22 protein-coding genes and 5 tRNA genes are annotated in these 23,216 nt (G+C 47.4%); 12 read left to right on the top strand and 15 right to left on the bottom strand.

The features are described 5' to 3' along the window. Positions 1-11: 11 nt before the first annotated feature. The gene (miaB, locus tag IL_RS04805) at positions 12-1,451 is read right to left on the bottom strand and encodes a tRNA (N6-isopentenyl adenosine(37)-C2)-methylthiotransferase MiaB (protein WP_011234192.1); all 1,440 of its coding nucleotides are present in this window, start codon (positions 1,449-1,451) and stop codon (positions 12-14) included. A gap of 79 nt (positions 1,452-1,530) precedes the next feature. After that, on the bottom strand, positions 1,531-2,400 hold the full coding sequence (locus IL_RS04800) for a DMT family transporter (RefSeq protein WP_011234191.1): 870 nt from the start codon (positions 2,398-2,400) through the stop codon (positions 1,531-1,533). A 106-nt stretch (positions 2,401-2,506) separates the two neighbouring features. Here IL_RS04800 and IL_RS04795 point away from each other — a divergent pair, with 106 nt between their 5' ends. Further along, positions 2,507-3,649, top strand: coding sequence for an FAD-dependent oxidoreductase (locus IL_RS04795; RefSeq protein ID WP_011234190.1), 1,143 nt, complete (start codon positions 2,507-2,509; stop codon positions 3,647-3,649). Between the two features lie 77 nt (positions 3,650-3,726). Here IL_RS04795 and IL_RS04790 read toward each other — a convergent pair. The 7 genes from IL_RS04790 to IL_RS04760 form a co-directional block, all read right to left on the bottom strand. Continuing rightward, positions 3,727-3,813, bottom strand: a tRNA-Leu gene (locus tag IL_RS04790). Between the two features lie 14 nt (positions 3,814-3,827). Then, positions 3,828-3,902, bottom strand: a tRNA-Gln gene (locus IL_RS04785). Between the two features lie 37 nt (positions 3,903-3,939). Further along, a tRNA-Gln gene (locus tag IL_RS04780) sits at positions 3,940-4,014 on the bottom strand. Positions 4,015-4,035: 21 nt separating this feature from the next. Then, a tRNA-Leu gene (locus IL_RS04775) sits at positions 4,036-4,120 on the bottom strand. 19 nt (positions 4,121-4,139) lie between these two features. After that, positions 4,140-4,216, bottom strand: a tRNA-Met gene (locus tag IL_RS04770). 144 nt (positions 4,217-4,360) lie between these two features. Next, entirely contained in the window at positions 4,361-5,029 is a 669-nt protein-coding gene (locus IL_RS04765) for an SDR family oxidoreductase (protein ID WP_011234189.1), read from the bottom strand. A 24-nt stretch (positions 5,030-5,053) separates the two neighbouring features. Then, positions 5,054-6,436: a class II fumarate hydratase gene (locus IL_RS04760; protein WP_011234188.1), complete on the bottom strand. Its 1,383-nt coding sequence runs from the start codon at positions 6,434-6,436 to the stop codon at positions 5,054-5,056. 222 nt (positions 6,437-6,658) lie between these two features. On the opposite strand from IL_RS04760, the gene IL_RS04755 reads away from it, so the two are divergent. The 4 genes from IL_RS04755 to IL_RS04740 are packed head-to-tail and all read left to right on the top strand — an operon-like array spanning position 6,659 to position 10,854. After that, positions 6,659-7,285 carry a methylamine utilization protein gene (locus IL_RS04755; RefSeq protein WP_011234187.1) on the top strand — a complete coding sequence of 209 codons (627 nt, stop codon included), beginning with the start codon at positions 6,659-6,661 and terminating at the stop codon, positions 7,283-7,285. Next, a complete protein-coding gene (locus IL_RS04750) occupies positions 7,285-9,576 on the top strand; it encodes a bifunctional diguanylate cyclase/phosphodiesterase (protein ID WP_011234186.1) in 2,292 nt (763 codons plus the stop codon). Before IL_RS04755 ends, IL_RS04750 begins: the two co-directional genes overlap by 1 nt. Before the next feature lie 6 nt (positions 9,577-9,582). Then, positions 9,583-10,437, top strand: a complete 855-nt coding sequence (locus IL_RS04745) for a DUF3034 family protein (protein ID WP_011234185.1) — start codon at positions 9,583-9,585, stop codon at positions 10,435-10,437. Positions 10,438-10,446: 9 nt separating this feature from the next. Further along, positions 10,447-10,854 (top strand): group I truncated hemoglobin, encoded by a 408-nt coding sequence (locus IL_RS04740; protein WP_011234184.1) that lies wholly within the window; start codon positions 10,447-10,449, stop codon positions 10,852-10,854. Positions 10,855-10,897: 43 nt separating this feature from the next. On the opposite strand, the gene ychF is transcribed toward IL_RS04740, so the two are convergent. The 6 genes from ychF to lolB form a co-directional block, all read right to left on the bottom strand. Beyond that, a complete protein-coding gene (ychF, locus tag IL_RS04735) occupies positions 10,898-11,989 on the bottom strand; it encodes a redox-regulated ATPase YchF (RefSeq protein ID WP_011234183.1) in 1,092 nt (363 codons plus the stop codon). A 6-nt stretch (positions 11,990-11,995) separates the two neighbouring features. Next, positions 11,996-12,592 (bottom strand): aminoacyl-tRNA hydrolase, encoded by a 597-nt coding sequence (gene pth / locus IL_RS04730; RefSeq protein ID WP_011234182.1) that lies wholly within the window; start codon positions 12,590-12,592, stop codon positions 11,996-11,998. A 14-nt stretch (positions 12,593-12,606) separates the two neighbouring features. After that, positions 12,607-13,272 carry a 50S ribosomal protein L25/general stress protein Ctc gene (locus tag IL_RS04725; RefSeq protein ID WP_011234181.1) on the bottom strand — a complete coding sequence of 222 codons (666 nt, stop codon included), beginning with the start codon at positions 13,270-13,272 and terminating at the stop codon, positions 12,607-12,609. A 138-nt stretch (positions 13,273-13,410) separates the two neighbouring features. Further along, positions 13,411-14,358 carry a ribose-phosphate pyrophosphokinase gene (locus IL_RS04720; protein WP_016341307.1) on the bottom strand — a complete coding sequence of 316 codons (948 nt, stop codon included), beginning with the start codon at positions 14,356-14,358 and terminating at the stop codon, positions 13,411-13,413. A 15-nt stretch (positions 14,359-14,373) separates the two neighbouring features. After that, positions 14,374-15,234 (bottom strand): 4-(cytidine 5'-diphospho)-2-C-methyl-D-erythritol kinase, encoded by an 861-nt coding sequence (gene ispE / locus IL_RS04715; RefSeq protein WP_011234179.1) that lies wholly within the window; start codon positions 15,232-15,234, stop codon positions 14,374-14,376. Next, positions 15,225-15,851, bottom strand: a complete 627-nt coding sequence (lolB, locus tag IL_RS04710; RefSeq protein ID WP_011234178.1) for a lipoprotein insertase outer membrane protein LolB — start codon at positions 15,849-15,851, stop codon at positions 15,225-15,227. The genes ispE and lolB overlap by 10 nt, the downstream gene beginning before the upstream one ends. 132 nt (positions 15,852-15,983) lie before the next feature. Here lolB and hemA point away from each other — a divergent pair, with 132 nt between their 5' ends. The 7 genes from hemA to kdsA are packed head-to-tail and all read left to right on the top strand — an operon-like array spanning position 15,984 to position 23,215. Next, entirely contained in the window at positions 15,984-17,255 is a 1,272-nt protein-coding gene (gene hemA / locus IL_RS04705) for a glutamyl-tRNA reductase (RefSeq protein ID WP_011234177.1), read from the top strand. 4 nt (positions 17,256-17,259) lie between these two features. Continuing rightward, on the top strand, positions 17,260-18,354 hold the full coding sequence (gene prfA / locus IL_RS04700; protein ID WP_011234176.1) for a peptide chain release factor 1: 1,095 nt from the start codon (positions 17,260-17,262) through the stop codon (positions 18,352-18,354). Beyond that, the gene (gene prmC, locus IL_RS04695) at positions 18,351-19,196 is read left to right on the top strand and encodes a peptide chain release factor N(5)-glutamine methyltransferase (protein ID WP_011234175.1); all 846 of its coding nucleotides are present in this window, start codon (positions 18,351-18,353) and stop codon (positions 19,194-19,196) included. The genes prfA and prmC overlap by 4 nt, the downstream gene beginning before the upstream one ends. A gap of 2 nt (positions 19,197-19,198) precedes the next feature. Further along, on the top strand, positions 19,199-20,671 hold the full coding sequence (locus tag IL_RS04690) for a DUF3369 domain-containing protein (RefSeq protein WP_011234174.1): 1,473 nt from the start codon (positions 19,199-19,201) through the stop codon (positions 20,669-20,671). A gap of 24 nt (positions 20,672-20,695) precedes the next feature. Further along, positions 20,696-21,070: a SirB2 family protein gene (locus IL_RS04685; protein ID WP_011234173.1), complete on the top strand. Its 375-nt coding sequence runs from the start codon at positions 20,696-20,698 to the stop codon at positions 21,068-21,070. A 15-nt stretch (positions 21,071-21,085) separates the two neighbouring features. Beyond that, the gene (locus tag IL_RS04680; RefSeq protein ID WP_011234172.1) at positions 21,086-22,357 is read left to right on the top strand and encodes a DUF819 domain-containing protein; all 1,272 of its coding nucleotides are present in this window, start codon (positions 21,086-21,088) and stop codon (positions 22,355-22,357) included. A gap of 15 nt (positions 22,358-22,372) precedes the next feature. Then, positions 22,373-23,215, top strand: a complete 843-nt coding sequence (kdsA, locus tag IL_RS04675; RefSeq protein ID WP_011234171.1) for a 3-deoxy-8-phosphooctulonate synthase — start codon at positions 22,373-22,375, stop codon at positions 23,213-23,215. The last annotated feature ends 1 nt before the right edge of the window (position 23,216 follow it).

Here is a 23,216-nt window from a genome sequence, read left to right as displayed (position 1 = left end):
TTCCTCTTTACTTAACTGGCTTGTCGAGGCATTCGAACAACGCCTAATTCATCAGGCTCGCTCGATTTTCCTCTTTGCAAAATAATTTCTGGTGCCGTATCTACACGAAGCCCCATATCGGCTTCTTCCCGAATTAACTCACCGCGTAGCGAGTTAGGAAGAACTTCGGTAATACGTACATCAACGAACTGCCCAATCATATGGGGTTGACCAACAAAATTTACAACCCGATTGTTTTCAGTGCGTCCGGTAAGCTCCATCGGGTTCTTTTTCGATGGTCCGGTAACCAATATGCGTTGCTCTGTCTCCAGCATACGACGAGCGTGCGCCATAGACTGTTGGTTCAAACGTTGCTGTAATAGCTGCAGCCGCTTTTTCTTGGTTTCTTCACTAATGTCGTCAGGTAAATCAGCCGCTGGCGTTCCCGGGCGAGCACTATAAATAAAGCTGAAGCTCATGTCGAAGTCAATGCTCTGGATAAGATCCATGGTTGCTTCAAAATCGGCATCGCTTTCGCCGGGGAAACCGATGATAAAATCTGATGACATGGCGATATCAGGGCGCGCTTTTTTCAAGGCGCGAATTTTCGATTTGTATTCCAACGCCGTGTGACCACGCTTCATCATGGTCAATATACGGTCTGAACCACTTTGTACTGGTAAGTGTAAATGGCTGACCAGCTCCGGAATGGTTTTATAGGCTTCGGTAATGTCGTCTGTAAATTCAACCGGATGCGATGTGGTATAGCGAATCCGATCAATACCATCAATTGCCGCAACCAGGTGCAGCAATTCAGCAAAGCGGCACACTTCGCCGTCGTAATGCTCACCGCGATAGGCGTTAACGTTTTGTCCTAACAGGTTTACTTCACGGACGCCTTGTTCCGCTAGTTGTGCAATTTCATAAATGACATCATCAACCGGGCGACTGACTTCTTCACCACGAGTGTAAGGCACAACACAGAATGAGCAATATTTGCTGCAGCCTTCCATAATAGAGACAAAAGCACTGGCACCGTCTGCTTTAGGCTCGGCTAGACGGTCAAACTTTTCAATTTCAGGAAAAGAGACGTCAACCATAGGCGCATGAGTCTCGCTGACCTGATTAACCATTTCCGGTAAGCGGTGCAAGGTTTGAGGGCCAAAGATAATATCGACAAAAGGCGCGCGGGCGCGTATTTCATTGCCTTCCTGAGAAGCAACGCAGCCACCAACACCAATCAATAAATTCGGATTGTTCTTTTTCAGGTTTTTCCAGCGACCTAACTGGTGAAAAACCTTTTCCTGCGCTTTTTCGCGGATGGAACAGGTGTTCAAAAGAATGAGATCGGCATCTTCGGCTTCTTCGGCAACATCGTAGCCGTGGGTTGAGTGGAGCAATTCCGCCATTTTGGTGGAATCGTACTCGTTCATCTGGCAACCCCAGGTTTTGATATATAACTTCTTACTCATGACCACTCGATGGTTGATGGATTTCGTATAAGGCGCTTATTTTATCGCGTATTGGAGCAGATTGCCAAGTTTGAAATGATTAACTTTTGCGCCGTGTTCGTATGGCAAAATAGCCTGCAACAACAATGATTAACGCGCCCCACAGCATGTGCCAGGCAAGTTCCTCTCCAAATAACCAGTAGCCGAGTAAAGCGGCGAACAAAACTGAGCTGTAAGTAAACACTCCAACCTTTGCTGGTGGGGCGATGGAAAAAGCTTTGGTCATAGCCAATTGCCCATAAACTGCCAGCAAGCCCATAACAACAACTCCAAGCCAGTGCTGAGTTGGAATAGGTTGCCACAACCACAGCAGCGGAAGCCCTGAAGCAATGGTGGCCAGAGTAGAAAAATAAAATACAATTTTACTTGTCGATTCGGTGTCCGACATGCGGCGAATGACGGTTTTGGTGAAGGCTGCGAATGCGGCGGCTAAAAAGGCTAACCCGATGACAGGTGAAAGCTCGCTGTTCATAGGGTCGAGAAAAATAAAGACACCAATAAAACCCAGCCCAATAGCCAGCCAGGTTTGTTTAGCCACATAGTCGTGTAGCCAAAGCCAGCCAATAACTGGAATTAAAAAGGGGGACAGCAACAGAACCAGAGTAGCCTGCGCCAGCGGAATTGTCGCAATAGCGTAGAAAAACAAGTACATAGCGGCAATGCCCGCAGCACCACGAATAAGGTGCAGTTTCAGGCGTTCTGTTTTTAAGTTGCCAAGACCTTTTCGCCATAACCAGGGAAGAAGAACGAGAAAGGCCATCAGGTTACGAAAAAAGACCAATTGCTCGAAAGGTTGATCCTGACTGATGTATTTAACCAGCGCACTGACGCCTGCAAAACTGGCTTCGGCACTTAAAATAAGCAAAGAAGCAATAATGACCGCTTTTTGTGAACTTTCCCTGGTCTGCATAAAAAACACTCTGAACATCGTCTTATTGACTATGATAACGGAAATTCACCACGAGATGTGTTATTTATAAGGGTTAGCGGGAATGTGAGGAGAGAGCGCGCGGTACATGAAACAGCTATCAGTATTAATAAATGGCGGCGGAATGGTTGGTGCGTCGGCAGCGCTGGCATTAGCGCAGCACGGTGCAAATGTGACCTTACTTGAACCTTTTCCTCCGGGAAAAGACAGCGGTACAGACCCTGATTGGGATTTACGCATATCGTCTGTGAATAATAGCAATTGGGAATGGTTGCTAGAGTTAGGCATTGGCGTTTGTGTGCGTCAGCAGCGGGTTTTCGATTATCAGAAACTGAGCGTAACATCGCAAAGTGGCCATAACCTGAGCTTTCAGGCGAATGAAGCGGGCTTATCCAAACTTGGCGTTATGGTCGAAAATAATGCTTTGCAGCTTGCGCTATGGACAAAACTGCGCTCTCTTAAGAACGTTGATTTACGAGAAGGCGAAACGCTCGATAAACTCAATGCCGGGACAAAAACAGTGGTTTTAAGTCAGGGCGATACGCTCAGTTATGATCTGTTGTTGGGCTGTGACGGAGCCAATTCTATAGTGGCGCAGCTTGCTGGTTTTCATTATCGGGGCTGGGACTACGAGCAACGTTGCTTATTAGCTAATGTCAGTCTGGAAAAGCCGATAGAACCTGAAACCTGGGAAGTTTTTCGCCCGCAGGGGCCTTATGCTCTACTGCCATTGACCGAGCAACAAGCTTGCCTTATAGACTACGGCTTACGTGACAACATCAACTCCCTGCAGAGAGACAAGGCGGGTCTTGAAGCTTATTTGCGAGAGACCTTTTCTCCCCATATCGGTAATTTCCGGGTACTTAAAAGCGCTAGTTTTGCGCTGCAGAGAAAACATGCTGCACACTACGTTAAAGAAGGCTCTATTGTTTTATTAGGCGATGCTGCTCACAGTATTCACCCTATGGCCGGGCAGGGCGTTAATCTGGGGTTTGCCGATGTTCGCTGTCTGGTTGAGGTACTACAGGAAAATACTCCAAGCGTAGCTTTGGATAAATACGAAAAGACCCGGCAAGGCGAAAACGCGAAAATGATGAGAATGATGGATGCCATACAGTTTGGTTGGCGCAGTCGTAATCCAGTTATGCAGTTTGCAACCGCAGCATCCTTGAAAGTAGCGGCTTTTCCGTGGGTTAAGCGTTGGTTGTTAAAGCAGGCTGTGGGCGAATAACAGGCACAAAAAAACCACCTTAAGGTGGCCTTTCTGTTTTTCCACTTTTACTTGAGTAAAATTATACTCAAATAAAGTGGTGCGGAGGGGGGGACTTGAACCCCCACGTCCTTACGGACACTAGCACCTGAAGCTAGCGCGTCTACCAATTCCGCCACCACCGCAACAGTAGTTAGTATGGCTGGGGCACCAGGGATCGAACCTGGGAATCGCGGGATCAAAACCCGCTGCCTTACCGCTTGGCTATGCCCCATCCTACTAAGATGGCAATCACTTTTGGAAACAACTAATGGCTGGGGCACCAGGGATCGAACCTGGGAATCGCGGGATCAAAACCCGCTGCCTTACCGCTTGGCTATGCCCCAATTTTAGCTGGCTCTGAGAGTTGGTGCGGACGGAGAGACTTGAACTCTCACGCCGTGAGGCACTGGAACCTAAATCCAGCGTGTCTACCAATTCCACCACGTCCGCATCATTATCAGTTAAAGGTTGGTGGCTACGGCGAGATTCGAACTTGCGACCCCAGCATTATGAGTGCTGTGCTCTAACCAGCTGAGCTACGTAGCCATACCTTTTTACTTACCGCTCTCTGTGAGTGCGGCGCGTATTATGCAAATCGCTCCGCAGCCCGTCAACCTATTTTTGAGAAAAAACGATATTAACGGGCGCGTTTGAGCAAAAAAGCAGTTATTTGCTTAAAAAGGCAGCAAATCACCAGGGCAGGCTTTCTCCGTTGCTATGAAAAAACTGTCCGGTGGTATCTAAATTCAATTCTTCAATGCGTTGCATTAAACGTTCAGCTGCGGTTTCCGGTGGAATATCTCCGGCGTGGTTAACCATCTCGGTTTGTACAAAGCCCGGATGCAGCAGAACAACGGAAATACCTTTATCTTTTAGGTCCAGCGCCAGAGATTTGCCCGCTGCATTTAATGCGGCTTTTGACATTCGGTAACCATAACGACTACCGGAACCATTATCGCCAATGGAACCCATACGACTGGTAATCAATGCCACCTTGCTGCCGCCCGTCAAGTTTTTAAGCAGAGCTTCAGTGACTCGTAGCGGGGCTAACGCATTGACCTCAAATTGAGCACGGATATTGCCGGCGTCTAGTTCACCCAGTTCGTCTTTATGAAGCAGTCCAGCGTTATTAATTAAAACATCAATTTTTTTATCACCGATGCTTTCCGTAAGACGAAGAAGATCTGACGCTTTTGTAACATCAATGCCTTCAATAATATCGACATCTAACTCAGTCAGTTGCTTTGAGTTGTTACGGCAAACCGCAATAACTTTATAGCCTTTGTCAGCGTACTGGCGCGCAAACTCGTAGCCAATGCCGCGGTTTGCACCGGTAATTAAAACTTGTTGTTGACTCATTTTGTACTCCAAATACCAGAGGCGCTATTCGCTAACGCCACCTTCAGTTAATTTTTTCGGGTCCAGCAAGTGCTCCAGCCGGTCACGACCTAAGTCGGTCATCTCATCAGCAACATCGATAATGGCTCTGCCATCTTTATAAGCTACTTTGGCAATTTCAGCGGCCTTATTGTAGCCAATGACCGGATTAAGAGCCGTTACCAGAATAGGGTTTTTCGCTAAAGCTTGTTGCAGTCGCTCTTCATTAACCTCGAAGTCGGCAATAGCTTTGCTTGCCAGAGCTTCACAACTGTTACTGAGTATATTAATGGACTGTAGTAAGTTGTAGCCAATAACCGGCAGCATAACGTTTAGCTGGAAGTTGCCTTGCTGAGCTGCGGTTGTAATTGTGGTGTGATTACCATTTACCTGAGCGGCAACCATAGCTACAGCTTCCGGAATAACCGGGTTCACTTTACCCGGCATAATACTGCTTCCGGGTTGTAATGCGGTTAGCTGAATTTCGCCTAAGCCCGCCAGTGGTCCACTGTTCATCCAGCGTAAGTCGTTACTGACTTTGAGTAAGGTAGTCGCCAGCGTATTCAGTTGTGCCGAGAGTTGTAAATTGATTTCCTGTCCGGCAATACCCGTAAAAGGGTTCGCGGAGTGTTTAAAGTCACTGCCGCTAAGCTGAGTCAACTGTTCGGCAAACTCAGCTGCGAATTCTTTAGGGGCATTTATTCCGGTACCTATTGCTGTACCGCCCTGAGGAAGAACTCGGCTGCGCTGCAATAACTGTGGAAGTTGTTCAGCGGTAATGTCCAACTGACCCGCCCAGGCTTCAAGTTCTTGCGCCATGGTCATTGGCATGGCATCCATTAAATGGGTTCTGCCGGTTTTTACCACATTGCGTAGCTCAATGGCTTTCTTGCGAATGGTGTCAATAAGACCTTTTAAAGCCGGTTCTAACTGTTTTTCTACAGCCAGCACACTCGCTACCTGAATGGCGGTAGGTATAACATCGTTGCTTGACTGGCTTTGGTTTACATGGTCATTGGGGTGAATTTCAACACCGTTTTGTTTAGCTAAATTGGCAATAACCTCGTTCACATTCATATTGGAACTGGTGCCTGAACCGGTTTGAAATACATCGATAGGGAAGTGCTCTAAGTGTTGACCGTTAATGATTTCTTTAGCCGCTTTAATAATGGCGCCAGCCTGTTCCTTTTCTAACTGACCGATTTTAGCGTTTGCTCCGGCCGCACTCGCTTTAACCATTGCGATGGCTTGTATTAACTGAGTGGGTAAGGTTAACCCGCTGATGGAAAAGTTATCAACGGCGCGTTGAGTTTGTGCAGCATAAAGTGCTTTTGAGAGGACTTTGACCTCGCCCATACTGTCTTTCTCTGTGCGATAATCCTGACTCATGAATATCCCTCCTGTCATAAGCTTAAGAGTAAAAGCTTCGTATCGAAATTAGTATGTCGCCACTGAGTATTTCAAATACCAATAATGAACCATAGTGGATCATTAATACGTACTCCAATCATAGCGCAATTTCGTTTTTTCGGTTACGGTTGACTGATGTGCGCCCAATGGTGATTTTGTGGAGGATCCTGTGTGAAGCGATTTTTTGTTGGTGTTTTTTTCATGGCATCTGTGGTTCAAAACGTAGTTGCAGATACCGTAACGGTTGAGGTTGTGGCCGCAGATGGTCAGCCGTTGGCAAATGCTGCACTATTAATTGAGAGGGAAAAGCCGTCTGTCAAAGTGCCTGGGCAGTCGGCGGTAGTTGATCAGGTGGACAAGCAGTTTACGCCCACGGTTAGCGCAGTAGAGCCTGGCACTGACGTTGTTTTTCCTAACAGTGATAACATTCGACACCATGTTTACTCTTTTTCTGAGGCTAAGAATTTTGAGTTAAAACTTTATTCCGATAAAGAAAAGCCAAGTGTTAATTTTGATAAAGCTGGCATAGTGACTCTCGGGTGCAATATTCACGACCAGATGGTTGCCTATGTGTTGGTAAGTGACGAATATGATGTTGCTGTAACGAATGAACAAGGTATTGCGGAGCTTAATCTGGAAGAAAGAGAACCGCCCGCTGAAATCAAGGTTTGGCATTATTGGATGGGGGACGAATTGTCTAAAGCACAGAGCGTGCAATTAGCCTCAGATTCAGGGAAGCTAACCGCGCAGGTGCAAGTATCACCGCCGGTGCAGAAAGATAAAGAGCCGTCGCGGCTGGAACAGCGCTTTAATCGTAGAGGGAATTGATGATAACACGGTTCAGAACCCGTTTAGTTCTCATCCTTGCAGGGCTTGTAGCTGGCGCTTTGTTGGTTGCGTTAGCTGCAGTTTGGGTCGCTACAGAGAATCAGTTAGGCCGCTCCATTGAACGTGAGCTTAGTGTTAGTGAAAGAGTCTTCCGGGAGCTTCTGGATAGCCGTAGCGCTCAGTTGTTGCAAGCGGCAGAAGTTCTTACCGACGATTTTGGGTTTAAACGCGCGGTGGCTTCAAAAGATCGGGAAACCATAGTGTCAGCTTTGGTCAATTACGGTGAGCGTATTGAAGCTGAGTTGATGGTGCTGCAAACTCCCGAGGGCGAAGAAATAGCATCATCTCATGCTTTTGATAAGCTACGTATTAGACATAGTGGGGCAGGCTCGAACAGTGAACTGGCGGTTGTCGAAGGAGAACTGTTTCAACTGGTTACAGTACCGGTTAATGCTCCAAATCTTATTGCCTGGGCAACCTTAGGTTTTGAAGTGGATTCGGGGTTAGCAGAAGAGTTAAAAAACCTGGCTAATGCCGATATCACCCTGTGGCTGGAGAACTCGGGAAAAGTCATTGCTTCCAGTTTGGAGGCCCGACAAGTGTCCTCGTTTGCAAAAGCCCTGAACAAAGACGGTCATACTCTTGATAACTGGCTGTTAAGCCAGGAACTGGCGGGGAGTGAAGTGGTGCTTGATGCCGGTTCCGATGACGCCGTTCATGTGGCATTGACAACGTCACTTGAAACGGCGGCCGCCGAGTTCACACGGCTGCATTGGCAAATTGCTTTAATTGCAATTGTCGCTCTGGTTATAGCTATGCTTTTAGCGGCGATTATAGCCCGAGGGGTTTCCCGTCCGTTACAGCAGTTATCGGGAGCGGCTAGGAAATTACAGCAAGGCGACTACAGCGAATCCGAGTTGTCGCTGAACGACGATGAGTTCGGAGAGCTGGCGAATACCTTTGGCAGCATGCGCAAGGCTATTTCCGAACGTGAAAAAAGAATTTCTTATCAGGCATCTCATGACCATTTAACCGATTTACCGAATCGTTCGTTTTTCCGTGAGCAGTTACAGTACCGTTTAGATGGCAATACCAGCTCCGGATGCCTGTTATTGTTGAATATTCATCAATTCAGAGTTCTCAACGACAGTGTGGGGCAGGAAATCGGTGATGACATCCTGCGTCAGTTATCTGCCCGGCTGAAGTGGTGTTGTGGCAACGCTGAATTATTGGCTCGCATCGGTGGCGACGAATTTGCTGTTTTATACGCTTCTGATAAGTCCGAATTCGATCTCGACAACAAAATTAAAGAGCTTCACTCTTTTCTTGATACGCCTTTTAAAGTCGGCGACAGTGATTATCGGCTGGCCTTTAATATCGGTGTTGTTTATTTTCCTGGGCATGGCAACGAGGTCGACTTACTTATTCGTCGCGCGCAAGTCAGTGTTCAGCAGTCCAAACTCCAGAAGAGCTTTTATGTTGAATATAAAAGTGGGTTGGACGAACAATACATGCGGCGCCTGCAAATTATCGAGTCCCTTAAAGACGCAGTAGCGGATAAGGAGCTACATCTTGTACTGCAACCTAAAATTAATTGCCAGACGGGTTCATTGGTGGGGGCTGAGGTATTGTTGAGATGGCAAAGTGATAAGCTCGGATTTGTCGGACCGGATGAATTTATTCCGTTAGCAGAGCAATCCGGAGCCATTACAGAGTTGACCAACTGGGTGTGCAGAGAGTCGGCCAAACTGCTTCAGAGCTGGCATGAGCAGGGGCGAACTTTAAAATTGAGCATCAATTTGTCAACCGTCGACTTATTGAGCGACGCCTTACCCTTGCTGTTTGAACAACTCATTATTGATTTTCCTGAGTTGCCAAAATTACTGGTACTGGAAATTACAGAAAGTGCGGTAATGAAAGACCCGGAAAAAGCCATTGCCCGGCTGGAAACATTGAAGCGTCTTGGGTTTTCAATATCAATTGATGACTACGGTACCGGTCACTCCTCATTGGCACAATTGCGCCGTTTACCAGTAGAGGAATTGAAAGTAGACCGGGCCTTTGTGCAGCATTTGAGCGAGGAGTCTAAGGACAAATCTATTGTTCGTTCAACCATACACTTAGCTCACGAGTTAGGTCTTCGTGTCGTTGCAGAAGGTGTGGAAAATGAGGATAGCTGGAGAGTGTTGCAGTCGATGCATTGCGATGAGTTGCAAGGCTATTTCTTTAGCAAACCCTTACCAATTTCAGGCTTTATAGATTACTTAAATAACCATGAAACCAATGGATGATAACGAATGATGAACAAGTGTTTATATGGTGGCGGTTTTTTGCTGACCTGTGCTCTAGCTTTAACCCCGCCTGCAGCAGCGGATCAGGGAGCCCGATTACTAGCGACCGGTGGTACCAGTAGTCTTGAAGGCTCTGGCGGCGGAGGCATAGTGCCCTGGGCTACGTTAAGCAGTTATGCCGGTGAAGGCCAATTTGGCGCGACGGTTAACTTAAGTGAAGTTTCAGTTGATGATTTCCGCTTAAGTGTTCAGGGCGCCAGTTTGAGCTGGAACAACCGTATTGAGCTTTCGTATGCTGAACAAACCTTTGATCTCTCCACTATTGGCGGCGAATTGAGCCAAAGCATTGTTGGTGCAAAAGTACGTTTGGCAGGAGACTTAATTTATGGTGGCCTACCGCAAATAAGCCTGGGTTTACAACATAAGAAGAACAACGATTATGAGTTGCCAGCGGCGGTAGGCTCTCAGGATGACAGTGGCACCGACTGGTATGTCAGTGCGGCAAAAGCCTGGCTAGACGGGCCTTTCCACCGTACCTGGGTTGCTAATCTGACTTTGCGTTCAAGTAAAGCTAATCAATTGGGCTTACTGGGCTTTGGCGGCGATAAAGAAGATGGACGCGAGTGGCTGGCTGAAGCTTCCGTAGCTGCGTTTATTAATCGTTATTGGGCTGTAGGCGTTGAGTACCGACAGAAACCGGACAACTTAAGTTTTGCTCAAGAGCAGGACTGGAAAGATCTTTTTGTTGCTTATTTCCCGAATAAACATGTATCGGTCGTTGGTGCCTACACCGATCTGGGCTCGATTGCCGGCCTGGATGATCAAACGGGTTGGTATTTATCGGTTCAGGCAGCCTTTTAAGGAGAGACTATGAAAACCGTTTTGTTAATGGCGGTCTTGTTGTTTTCGCCGCTTAGCTTTGCTCAGAGTCTGTATCAGCAACTGGGTGAGCAGCAGGGCATAGAGACTATCGTCGAAGAAATGCTCTATCGGGTGGGTGGTGATGAGCGTATTGCGCATCATTTTGATGGTGTTGATATTATGCGTGTGCACAAACTCATTAGTGAACAAGTGTGTGACTTAAGTGGCGGTCCTTGTGATTACAGTGGCGAGGATATGAAAACTTCCCATCGTAATATGGGAGTCGACAATGCGGATTTTAACGCTTTAGTCGAACACTTGATTGCTGCAATGGAAAAAGAGGATGTGCCGGTTTCAGCGCAGAATCAGTTATTGGGCGTGCTGGCGCCAATGCATGGCGATATTGTTGAAGAGTAATGAGGAAAAAGTGGCTCGCTGAGAGCGAGCCACTAATCGGTATTTAAACGTTAAAGCGGAAGTGAATGACATCGCCGTCTTTCACAATGTACTCTTTCCCTTCGAGACGCCATTTCCCGGCATCTTTTGCGCCTTGTTCACCGTTGTTAGCTATATAGTCGTCATAACCAACAATCTCGGCACGAATAAAGCCTTTTTCAAAGTCAGTATGAATGCGTCCGGCTGCCTGCGGTGCAGTTGAACCCACTTTAACTGTCCAGGCGCGAACTTCCTTTACGCCGGCGGTGAAGTAAGTGTGCAGGTTTAGTAGTTCATAGCCGCCACGAATAACGCGGTTAAGCCCCGGTTCGTCCTGACCCAGTTCGCTTAAGAACTCTTCTTTATCGGCTTCGTCCAGCTCGGCAATTTCTGATTCAATAGCGGCACATACCGGAACGACTACCGCATTCTCGGTTGCGGCAATTTCACGAACTTTGTCAAGATGAGGGTTATTTTCAAAGCCGTCTTCGTTGACATTAGCAATGTACATAGTCGGCTTTAAAGTTAGCAAGTTGTATGAACGAATAGTGGCACGCTCATCTTTGCTTAGCTCAACAGAACGAGCCATTTGGCCTTCGTCCAGTGCCGGTTTCAGCTTTTCCAGCACGGCGATTTCGGCTTTAGCTTGTGAATCTCCACCTTTCGCTTTTTTACTTAAACGGTATAGAGACTTATCAACCGAGTCTAAATCGGCTAATGCCAGCTCGGTGTTAATGGTGTCAATGTCATCGGCAGGGTCGATACCACCGCTGACATGCACTATGTTGTCGTCTTCAAAACAGCGAACAACATGGCCAATAGCGTCAGTTTCACGAATGTTTGCTAAAAACTGGTTACCTAAGCCTTCGCCTTTTGAAGCACCTTTAACTAACCCGGCGATATCCACAAACTCCATGGTTGTTGGAATGACTCGTTCCGGGTTAACAATAGCGGCTAGTTTATCAAGGCGAGGGTCAGGAACAGGCACAACGCCAGTGTTTGGTTCGATGGTACAAAATGGAAAGTTTGCAGCTTCAATGCCTGCTTTGGTCAGTGCGTTGAAGAGAGTGGATTTACCTACGTTAGGTAAACCAACGATACCACATCGAAATCCCATGAGAGTTTAGCCTTTCTGTTCAGGGCGGTAGCTATGCAGGCGCTGCAACGCAGTTCCCCAGCCTTCCGCCATTAATGTGTCGATACTGCGGCTGGCTTCATCGATACAGTCATCAATAAGCCGCTGTTCATTTGCTGAAGCTTTGCCTAAGACAAAGCCAGTTACCTTCGTTTTATCGCCCGGGTGGCCAATACCAATGCGTAACCGCATAAAGTCCTGGCTGCCTGTCTGGGCAATAATGTCTTTAATTCCGTTATGCCCGCCGGCACCTCCACCTTTCTTAAACTTAGCAACGCCGGGTGGTAAATCGAGCTCATCGTAAGCCACTAAAATTTCGTTAGCCGGTATTTTATAAAAGTTAGCCAGAGCCGCAACAGAGAAGCCACTACGGTTCATAAAATTTTGTGGTAATACAATGCGCAGGTCATGAGCGCCTTGTTGCCAGCGTCCAATCAGAGCTTTGCTTTTTGTATCAGGGGAGAGCGTAATCGCGTGGCGTCTGCAAAAGTCATCGACTAACCAGAAACCAGCGTTGTGGCGAGTTCGTTCATACTCGGGGCCCGGATTTCCCAGGCCCACAAGCAGTTTTACTTCAGTTCCCATAACAGGAGACTGACTTATTCTTCGTCAGCGTCTTTGCTGTTTTCAGCAGGAACGTCGCCGGGTGCTACTGTATCTTCTTCGGTCTCTTCTTTCTCGACGCGAGGAGCAGTAATAGACACAACCGCCTGGTCGTGGTCTTCACCTTTAGTCAGTTCAACTAACTCAACGCCTTTTGGCAGTTTTAAGTCAGTCAGGTGAATGGTGTCACCTACGCTGAGTTCAGCAATATCAACTTCCAGGTATTCTGGTAAGTCTTTCGGTAATACAGTAATTTCCACGTCGTTTACGTGGTGAACAACAACACCGCCTTCTTCTTTAACGCCCTTCGCAGTTGTTTCGTTTAAGAAATGCAGAGGTAAGTTAGTGTGAAGTTTGTGGCCTTTTTCTACACGCTGGAAATCCAGGTGAGTCAATTTAGGCTTGTACGGGTGACGCTGCATGTCTTTTAGGATTGCCTGATGTTTCTTACCATCAAATTCCAGCGTCACAATGTGTGAATAGAAGGCTTCGTAGTCGGCCATGTTATTCACTTTATTGTGGTCTAACGCTAATGCGATTGGCTCGCCCTGACCACCGTATAAAATCGCTGGTACTTTGTCCTCATGACGCAGGCGGCGGCTCGCACCTTTCCCTTTGTCCGTGCGGACGGTAGCTTGGATGTTAAAATCTAATTCAGCCATGATTTGGCCTCTCAATGTTTAAAGTTTTTATTTGTCAGCACTCGCGACCAAGAGCTGACCCAGAAACTTAGAAACCGACAACGAGGCCGGTTTCTAAGGGCGCGCAATACTAGCACTGGGCAGGAATAATTACAACAATCAGTAATCGAACATTGCTGAAATAGATTCTTCATTACTGACTCGACGCAGTGCTTCTGAAAGCATACCGGACAAGGTTAACTGAGTAACTTTACCAGTGGCTTTCATGGCATCGCTCAACGGAACACTGTCGGTAACGATAAATTCGTCAATTTCAGAGTCTTTAATGTTCTGCACCGCATTACCGGAAAACACCGGGTGAGTAGCGTAAGCAAACACACGCTTTGCACCGTGAGATTTCAGTGCTTCTGCGGCTTTGCAAAGCGTTCCGCCAGTATCAATCATGTCATCGACAATAATGCAGTCACGGCCTTTAACATCACCAATTATGTGCATAACCTGCGATACGTTGGCTGACGGACGGCGCTTATCAATGATGGCTAAATCGGTGTCGTCCATTAGCTTGGCAAAAGCACGGGCACGCACAACACCACCAATATCAGGAGAGACCACAACCGGATGGTCGAAGTTTTGCTGACGCATGTGCTCTAATAAAACCGGGGTTCCGAAAACGTTATCGACAGGCACATCGAAGAAGCCCTGAATTTGCTCTGCGTGTAAGTCGACAGTCAGTACACGGTCAACACCCACACTGGATAAGAAATCGGCAACAACTTTAGCAGTAATAGGAACACGAGCTGAACGAACCCGGCGATCCTGACGAGCGTAACCAAAATAAGGCATCACTGCAGTAATACGACCAGCAGACGCACGACGTAAGGCGTCCACCATAACAATGAGTTCCATTAAATTGTCATTGGTTGGGGCGCACGTAGATTGAAGAATAAAGACGTCGGAACCGCGGACGTTTTCATTGATGGCGACGCTAATTTCGCCGTCACTAAAGCGACCAACGGAAGCTTCACCAAGTTTGATATAAAGGCGATCGGCGATTTTCTGGGCTAGCTCAGGAGTGGCGTTGCCGGCGAAAAGTTTCATGTCAGGCACAACATACCTCGACTTTTATTGGGTTAATGTCTGGATAAGTGGTGAACGGTTCTGGCCTTGAGCGATAAATGAGCAAAGTTCTTTGGGAACCTGCTGTTGCGCTTCCTTTGCGGCTTGTCTTGTTTCGAATGTTGAAAAAAGACATGCTCCACTGCCAGTGAGCCGAGTCGGGGCGTATTCTAGCAAGGCACGGCGTAACATAGCAACTTCGGTGTGTAGATCGCAGACCACTGGTTCAAACACATTCGCGACTTTTTGCTGTTGCCAGTTGTCCGCGGTAACCGGCGAGCAGTTGCGTTCTAGCTTAGGGTGAGAGAACAACGCAGCCGTACTGATAGAAACATTGGGTTTAACCACTAAATACCACGGAGTAGGCGGTGTTATATTAGTGAACACATCGCCGATACCTTCAGCAAAACAAGCATGTCCATGAATAAACACAGGCACATCGGCACCGAGTTTGCGACCTATTGCCTGTAATTCAGTGCTATTTAAATGGCTACCCCAAAGCTGATTCAGCCCCACCAGTGCGGTTGCCGCATTAGATGAACCACCACCTAGCCCGGCACCCTGAGGAAGTCTCTTAATTAATTCAATCGAGCAGCCAGGAAGTTGCGTAATGCCTTTTTCTTCGTATGTTTTTCTTAGCGCTGTTAACGCCTTCCAGACTAAATTCTCGTCGCGGGGAATGTGGCTATCGTGGTCAATTAAATCAAACTTGTCGTCGGCGGCGGTATAGAATTTCAGAGTGTCGGCGTAGTCCAGAAACTGAAAAACAGTCTGTAAATTGTGGTACCCGTCGGAGCGGCGCCCGATAATATGCAAAAATAGGTTGAGTTTCGCCGGAGCTGGGAGCGTTAAGATGTTTACTGCCATTCGTTCACTTGTACCTTTATCAGTAGAACCGGACTTTCCAGATGGATTTGTTCCGGCAAGGTTACTGTTTGTACTTTGTCCTGATCATAGAACCAGTTGAGCTGCCAGTTTTGACCCCGGTGAAATATCGTCGACTGAGCTAAGGTTCCATCTTTATGATAACTCACAGACTTTAGTGAGTTTGTTTTTCTGCCCAGAACCCAGTGGTGTAACTGCTCAAAGGGAACGGCTGCACCCAGTAGACGGTATAATAAAGCGTCTGCTGAAGGAGCCCAGCGTTCCTGATCATCGGAGTCAGTTAACAAGGCGCCGCTGTCATCGACGGTCAGCTTAGCCAGTTGGCCTTTTAGCGGGTGAGAAAAACGAATAACCTGTTGGTGAGGCTGGTAGTGCCAGTTAATGTAAAAACTGTCCCTTTCCTTATTTTGCTTTTGAATAACCGCCATGCGGCCACTTAACGACCACTGTTGCAACTGCTCCAGCTTTTGTTGATGAGCGTCAATAATACGTTGATTAACTTCGGTACTGCTTGCTTGCTCTGATGGCGTCGGCAGCGCGCACCCGGTTAACGATGTTATGACAACCAGGTAAACCCAGAATAGTCGGCGTTGAATCATATTTTTCAATTGCTGCAATCGGAATGTAATTAGTTGACCAGAAAGCGCTGTCACTTTCAATGACTAAGGCTTTCACGTACAATCGGGCAACTTAGATTTTGGCCGCGTTGGGATAACGAGTTTCACAGTCAGATGACCATTTCAGCTCTCGGAATTAATCATAAAACCGCATCAGTCGATTTGCGCGAGCAAGTTGCGTTCAGTGCTGAACAGCTTGATGCTGCGCTGCAGGCTGTACGTAATCTTCAAGGTGTTGAAGAAGCCGTCATCGTCTCTACCTGTAACCGAACCGAGCTATATTGCCGGGGTGAAGTGTCTGGCGACTTGCTCCTGGGCTGGTTAACCGGTTTCCACAAATTGGCACCAAATGCGCTGGAAAATCATCATTATCACTTTCAGGGCGAGCAGGCCATTACTCATCTTATGTCGGTTGCCAGTGGTTTAGACTCACTGGTGCTTGGCGAGCCACAAATTCTGGGGCAGGTGAAGCAAGCGTATCAGGCCGCAAAACGTCAGGCCTCGGTGGGCGGTATCCTTGAACGCTTATTTCAGCAAACCTTTCGTGTAGCAAAAACCGTTAGAAATGAAACCGCGGTAGGTCAAAACGCGGTTTCGGTTGCATATGCTGCGGTTTCTATGGCGCGTCATATTTTCGCTAATTTGCAGAAATCGAAGGTGCTGCTGATTGGAGCCGGTGATACTTCCGAGCTGGTTGCTCAGCATTTGAAACAACAAGGCGTAACCGAAATTCTGGTGGCAAACCGGACTCTGCAACGAGCTAGCGAAATGGCTGAACGTGTCGGGGCAACGGCTCACAGCTTGTCTGAGTTATCAGAGTTATTACCGCAGGCCGATATTGTCGTCAGTTCAACCGCCAGTACTTTGCCTATTGTGGGCAAAGGCAGCATTGAAAAAGCACTGAAAAAGCGTCGCCACAGACCCATGCTGTTAATTGATCTGGCTGTGCCGCGGGACATTGAAGAGCAGGTTAATGAACTCGATGACGCTTACCTTTATACAGTTGACGATCTTCAAAGTATTATTAGCGAAAATATTCGTAACCGTGAGCAGGCAGCTCGTGAAGCTCAGGTTATTATTCAGCAGCAAACGAAAGAGTTTAATGACTGGCTGAAATCCCTGAATAGTGTAGAGCTGGTGCGGGAGTACCGTACGCACACAAAAACACTAGCTGACGAGCAGTTAAAAAAAGCATTAGCGCAAATAGAGCAGGGCAAAGACCCGGCCGAAGTGCTGCAACGATTCAGTCACAGGCTGGTGCAGCAGTTAACGCATAAACCGACAAGCTTATTGAAATCTGCCGGCGAAAATAACGACCAATATACGCTGGCCGTTTTGCAACAACTTTGGTCAGAGCCATCCTCTGACTCATCAAAAGGCAAATAAAAACATGTTGAATCCATCCATTGAACGCAAACTAGAAGGGTTAGTTGAGCGTTATCAGGAAGTGCAAGCTTTATTGGGTGAGCCCGATGTGATCAGTGATCAAAACCGTTTTCGCTCATTATCGCGTGAGTACTCTCAATTAGAAGAGGTGGTTGGTTGCTTTGAAGAGTACCGCCAGAATCAGGATGATCAGGCAGCTGCAAAAGATATGGCTGAAGATGATGACGCTGAAATGCGCGAAATGGCGGAAGAAGAGCTAAAAGAGGCAAGAAAAGCCGAAGAAGAGCTGGAAAACCGCCTACAACTTCTGTTGCTGCCTAAAGACCCGAACGATGATCGTTCATGCTATTTGGAAATTCGGGCCGGAGCTGGCGGTGATGAAGCGTCGATATTCGCCGGCGATTTATTCCGTATGTATAGCCGCTACGCTGAAAAAAATGGCTGGAAGGTCAATATTGTCAGTGCCAGTGATGGCGAACACGGCGGTTATAAAGAAATTATTGCTCACATGAGTGGTGATGGTGTTTACGGGCGCATGAAGTTTGAGTCTGGTGGGCATCGGGTGCAGCGTGTTCCTGAAACTGAATCGCAAGGGCGTATTCATACTTCAGCTTGTACCGTTGCCGTGTTACCGGAAATTCCAGAAGCCGAGGCCGTTGAAATTAACCCGGCGGACTTACGTGTCGATACTTACCGCGCCTCGGGTGCTGGTGGTCAGCACGTTAACCGAACCGATTCTGCTATTCGTCTTACCCACATACCAACTGGTGTGGTTGTTGAATGTCAGGAAGAGCGTTCGCAACATAAAAACCGGGCTAAAGCCATGTCGGTTTTACAGGCAAGAATACAACGTCTGGAAGATGAAAAACGTCAGGCAGAAGAAGACAGTACCCGCCGTAATTTGGTAGGAAGTGGTGATCGTTCAGAGCGCATTCGCACTTATAATTACCCGCAAAGCCGGGTAACAGACCACCGCATTAACCTGACGCTGTATCGGTTAGATGAAGTACTTACCGGCGATATCGATTTGATACTGGATGCCATTATTACTGAGCATCAGGCGGATCAACTGGCGGCTCTGTCTGAAGGACAGCAATGACGCTGCAGCAAGCCATAAAATGGGGGCGGGAGCAGTTAGAGCAGAGTGAAGATGCTGCTGCGGATGTTTCTGCCTTACTTTGCTTTGTGCTGGATAAAGAAAAAACTTACCTTATGACCTGGCCGGAAAAGCCGCTGACACAAGAGCAGCAACGGCATTATGAGGAATGTATTTTAGCCCGGCAGAAAGGCAAGCCCGTGGCTCATATCACTGGTCGCCGCGAGTTTTGGTCATTGATGCTTGAAGTAAACGCCAGCACGTTAATTCCCCGTCCCGATACTGAAACGCTGGTTGAAGCGGCGCTTAGTCTTGAGCTTCCTGAAAATGCCCGCGTACTGGATTTAGGCACGGGTACGGGAGCGGTCGCCTTGGCATTAAAGTCGGAACGTCCCGGCTGGCAAGTTTGGGCGTGCGATAAAAGCGGCGATGCGGTGGAACTGGCACGCCGGAATAGTCAGGCTTTAGGCTTAAATGTTGAAATTTTGTGCAGCAACTGGTTTCAATCTGTGCCAAAGTCTCTTAAATTTGACTTGATTTTATCGAACCCTCCATACATTGATGCAGGCGATCCGCACTTGAGTATGGGAGATGTCAGATTTGAGCCCCAGACGGCGTTAATTGCGGAAAATAACGGTTTAGCCGATATAGAGACTATTATAAAAGAAGCCAACAACCATTTAGCAGACCAGGGTTGGTTACTACTTGAGCAGGGATGGCAACAGGCTGATAGCGTTGCAGAGCTACTGTTTAAAAGTGGTTATAAAAAGGTTAACCGTTGGCAGGATTATGCTAGGGTAGACCGAGTTACCGGCGGGAAAAAAGCCAGGGCGGGGAGAGACTAATAATGAGCAATCAGTTTATGTTTGCTGACGAAACCAGCCAGCAAACCACAAAATTACCGACAGAATACTGGAAAATTCTGATTGTCGATGATGAACCAGAGGTGCATGCGGTAACCAAACTGGCACTCAACGACTTTAATTTTTTAGGTCGTGGTTTAAAGTTTTACAGTGCTTTTTCTGGTGAAGAAGCAAAGCGGTTAATTGACGAGCATCCTGACGCAGCTATATTACTGCTGGACGTTGTTATGGAAACCGATGATGCCGGACTGCAGGTAGCGCGTTATATTCGGGAAGAAGCCGACAACCACTTTACTCGTATTATTTTGCGGACAGGGCAGCCGGGTCAGGCACCTGAACGCACGGTTATCGTTAACTACGACATCAACGACTACAAATCCAAAACCGAACTCACTGCACAGAAACTCTTTACTGCAGTAATGTCATCGCTGCGTTCGTACCGCGATATCATGTCCATTGATCAAAGTCGTCACGGGCTTGAGAAAATCATCGCCGCTTCGGCTAATCTTTATGCTCTGCAACCAATGAACAGTTTTGTTGATGGTTTAGTGCAGCAGTTGAGCTGGGTAATCGGCGGTGCCAAACAAACCTTGTATGCTACTTCCAATGAAGACGGCTCATCTTATAAAGTGTTAGCCGCTCATGGAGAAGATTCCGGGGTTTGTGTTGGTCAGACTTTACGTTCAGTTATTCCGTCAAAGGCCTTAGCCGAGTTAGAGCATGTTATTGCGAATCATGGCTCGTATTATGGTGACGACTTCGTATTGTTATATTGCCGCAGTCATTGCCGGTCGCACGGTTCTGTTTTGTTTATCGGCGGCTTATCCAGAGCACTTACGGCCGATGATCACCATGTGCTTCAACTATTTTCTGAAAATGTACAACTGGCACAGGATAACGTGGTTTGTCTGGAAGATTCCGATCAGTTTCTGGCGCGTTTAGCCGATCAACTTATGCTGCACCATGCCAGCCATTTTAACGGCATTCTGGAGCAAAACAGCGAAGTTCGATTGGCATATGCTGTAGCTCAAAAAGTTGCGGCAGAAGACGCAGAGACAACGGCTTTGGCCTGGTCTTTATTTGCGCAAGCGCGGCCGTTGCTTAATTGCGCTTCAGATGCGGCTGCAGCGGTAGAAACCACGTGTCAGCAACGAGTTGCCCGCTCATTACGAGCGTTGGGGCACGGTGAGCATGAAGCAACACAAAATGCGCACAGGGCACTTATTGAAAGACTGGAGCGCTGGGACGGCCTGGGTTTGCCCGAAGGTAAACAAGGCTCGGATATCGCGATAAGCACTCAGGTTCTTCTGTTGACCGAGCAGTTGCTGGATTGGTGGGAAAGTGGCATTAGTGACAGCGATATTGCGGTACGCCTGAAAGATGAACGGGGCCGCTATTATTCACCTAAGTTTCTTGATGTTGTTATAAAATCCCTGCCTGAGTTGAGAACCATTTAATTAAATTAAAAATAAGAGGTTACTGTGTACGCTGCTTTTAAACACCTGCATGTATTATTTGTGCTGATTTCGATCAGCCTTTTTTTATTCCGTTTTGTGCTTCTGCTTCTTGACTCACCTTTATTAAAAAAGAAGTGGTTGAAGATAGTCCCTCACGTTAACGATACCTTATTGTTGCTCAGTGCGGTGGGTATCATGGTGACGTTAAGCATGTACCCAATTCAGGTTCCCTGGTTAACTGATAAAGTCATAGGTGTTATTGCTTATATTGGCTTTGGTGTCTTAGCTATGAAAGGAAAAACAGCTGGTGCGCGCTGGCTTGGTTTTATTGGCGCTTGCGGCTGGATAGCCTTCCTGTTGCATGTGGCTGTGTCCAAACAAGCACTTATTGCCGGTTAAGTAAAAGGAGTACCTATGTTAGCGCCTGAGTCTGTTGTTTCGGAAACGAATGCCTTAATCACTAACGATGGGGTTGTTATTGGTTTATTGCTGACCATCCTTGGTTTTGTATTTTACACTAATAGCAGCGAGCATCCTTTTTTCAAGAAATTCTATCGTTTTGTTCCGGCTTTACTGCTTTGCTATTTCATACCGTCTTTGCTGAATACTTTTGGTATTGTCGACGGAAATCAAACTGCCGTAACAGATATAGCAATGGATTATCTGTTACCCGCCTGTATGGTATTGCTTACCCTAAGTCTGGATTTAAAAGCCGTAATGGGTCTTGGGTCAAAGGCTCTTATTCTATTTTTAACCGGTACTTTTGGTATTGTCATTGGCGGACCTATAGCCTTGTTACTGGTGTCTGCCATATTCCCTGAAATGCTTGGCGGTGCGGGCCCTGATGCTGTTTGGCGTGGCATGACAACCATTGCCGGAAGCTGGATTGGTGGCGGCGCAAACCAGGCTGCCATGAAAGAAGTTTATGAAGTCGGCGGTGATATTTTCTCAGCCATGGTGACAGTAGACATTATTGTTGCCAACTTATGGATGGCTGTACTGCTTTATATGGCAGCAAATGCTAAGAAAATTGATGCCCGCACCGGCGCTGATACATCCGCTATCGACAACATTCGTCGTAAAGTGGAGCAGTATGAAGCCGAGCATGTCAGAAACCCGAGCTTACGTGATTTAATGCTGATTCTGGCTGTTGGTTTCGGTATTGCCGGGTTAGCGCATTTGCTGGCTGACTGGATAGCTCCGGGAATAGCAACGAATTATCCTGCACTAAGTAAGTTCAGCCTGGACAGTCTGTTTTTCTGGGTCATTGTTTTAGCCACTGCTGGCGGTATTGCACTTTCTTTTACCCGGGCTCGTTCTTTGGAGGCCGCCGGGGCGTCAAAAATAGGCTCCGTTTTTGTTTATATTCTGGTGGCCAGCATTGGCCTGCATATGGACGTAACCAAAATAGTAGAGGCGCCTAAGTACTTCTTAATTGGTGCTATCTGGATGCTGATCCATGCTGGGCTTATGTTATTCGTGGCTAAACTGCTTCGTGCTCCTGTATTTTATATGGCTGTGGGCAGTCAGGCTAATGTGGGTGGCGCAGCGTCAGCACCGGTTGTTGCTTCAGCTTTTCATCCGTCATTGGCGCCGGTTGGTGTATTATTAGCGGTAATGGGTTATGCGCTTGGAACCTATATGGCGTATTTCGCCGGACAGATTCTACGAGTTGTCGGTAGTTAACCGCGGGAGTTTATGATGATTAAAGAGTTACAGCTTGGTGACATTCAAATAGCAAATGAGAAACCCTTTGTTTTATTTGGCGGGATGAATGTGCTGGAATCCCGTGATTTAGCTTTGCGAATTGCTGAGCATTACGTTGAGGTAACCAGCAGGCTTGGCATTCCTTACGTGTTTAAGGCGTCGTTTGATAAAGCCAATCGGTCATCCATTCACTCTTTTCGCGGCCCCGGTCTGGAAGAAGGACTGCGCATTTTTGAAGAAGTGAAACAGCAGTTTAATGTACCTTTAATTACCGATGTACACGAGCCGCATCAGGCAGCACCGGTCGCTGAAGTGGTTGATGTATTGCAGTTACCGGCGTTTCTCGCCCGTCAGACTGACCTGGTTGTAGCACTGGCTGAAACCGGGTCTATGGTTAATATTAAAAAGCCACAGTTTCTTGCGCCGCAGGAAATGAAGCACATTATTAAAAAGTTTGGCGAGGCCGGTAACGAGAAGCTGATGTTGTGTGAGCGAGGTTCAAGCTTTGGTTATAACAATCTCATTGTTGATATGCTTGGTATGGACGAGATGAAACCCATGGCGCCGGTTATTTTTGACGCAACTCACGCTTTGCAGCGTCCTGGCGGCAGAGCTGACTCTGCTGACGGACGCCGCGCGCAAGCAGCGCAGTTGGCTCGTTCTGGTATGTCGCTGGGTATTGCTGGTTTGTTTATTGAAGCGCACCCGAACCCCGATGAAGCGAAATGCGATGGTCCCTGTGCTTTACCTCTGCACGCTCTGGAGCCCTACCTTCAGCAGATGAAAGCGATTGATGATTTGGTGAAATCATTTGCTCCTTTAGACACGTCTAACTAAA

It is taken from the genome of Idiomarina loihiensis L2TR (assembly GCF_000008465.1).
GTDB classification, from domain to species: Bacteria; Pseudomonadota; Gammaproteobacteria; order Enterobacterales; family Alteromonadaceae; genus Idiomarina; species Idiomarina loihiensis.
This window is presented reverse-complemented; position numbering and strand designations above follow the sequence as displayed.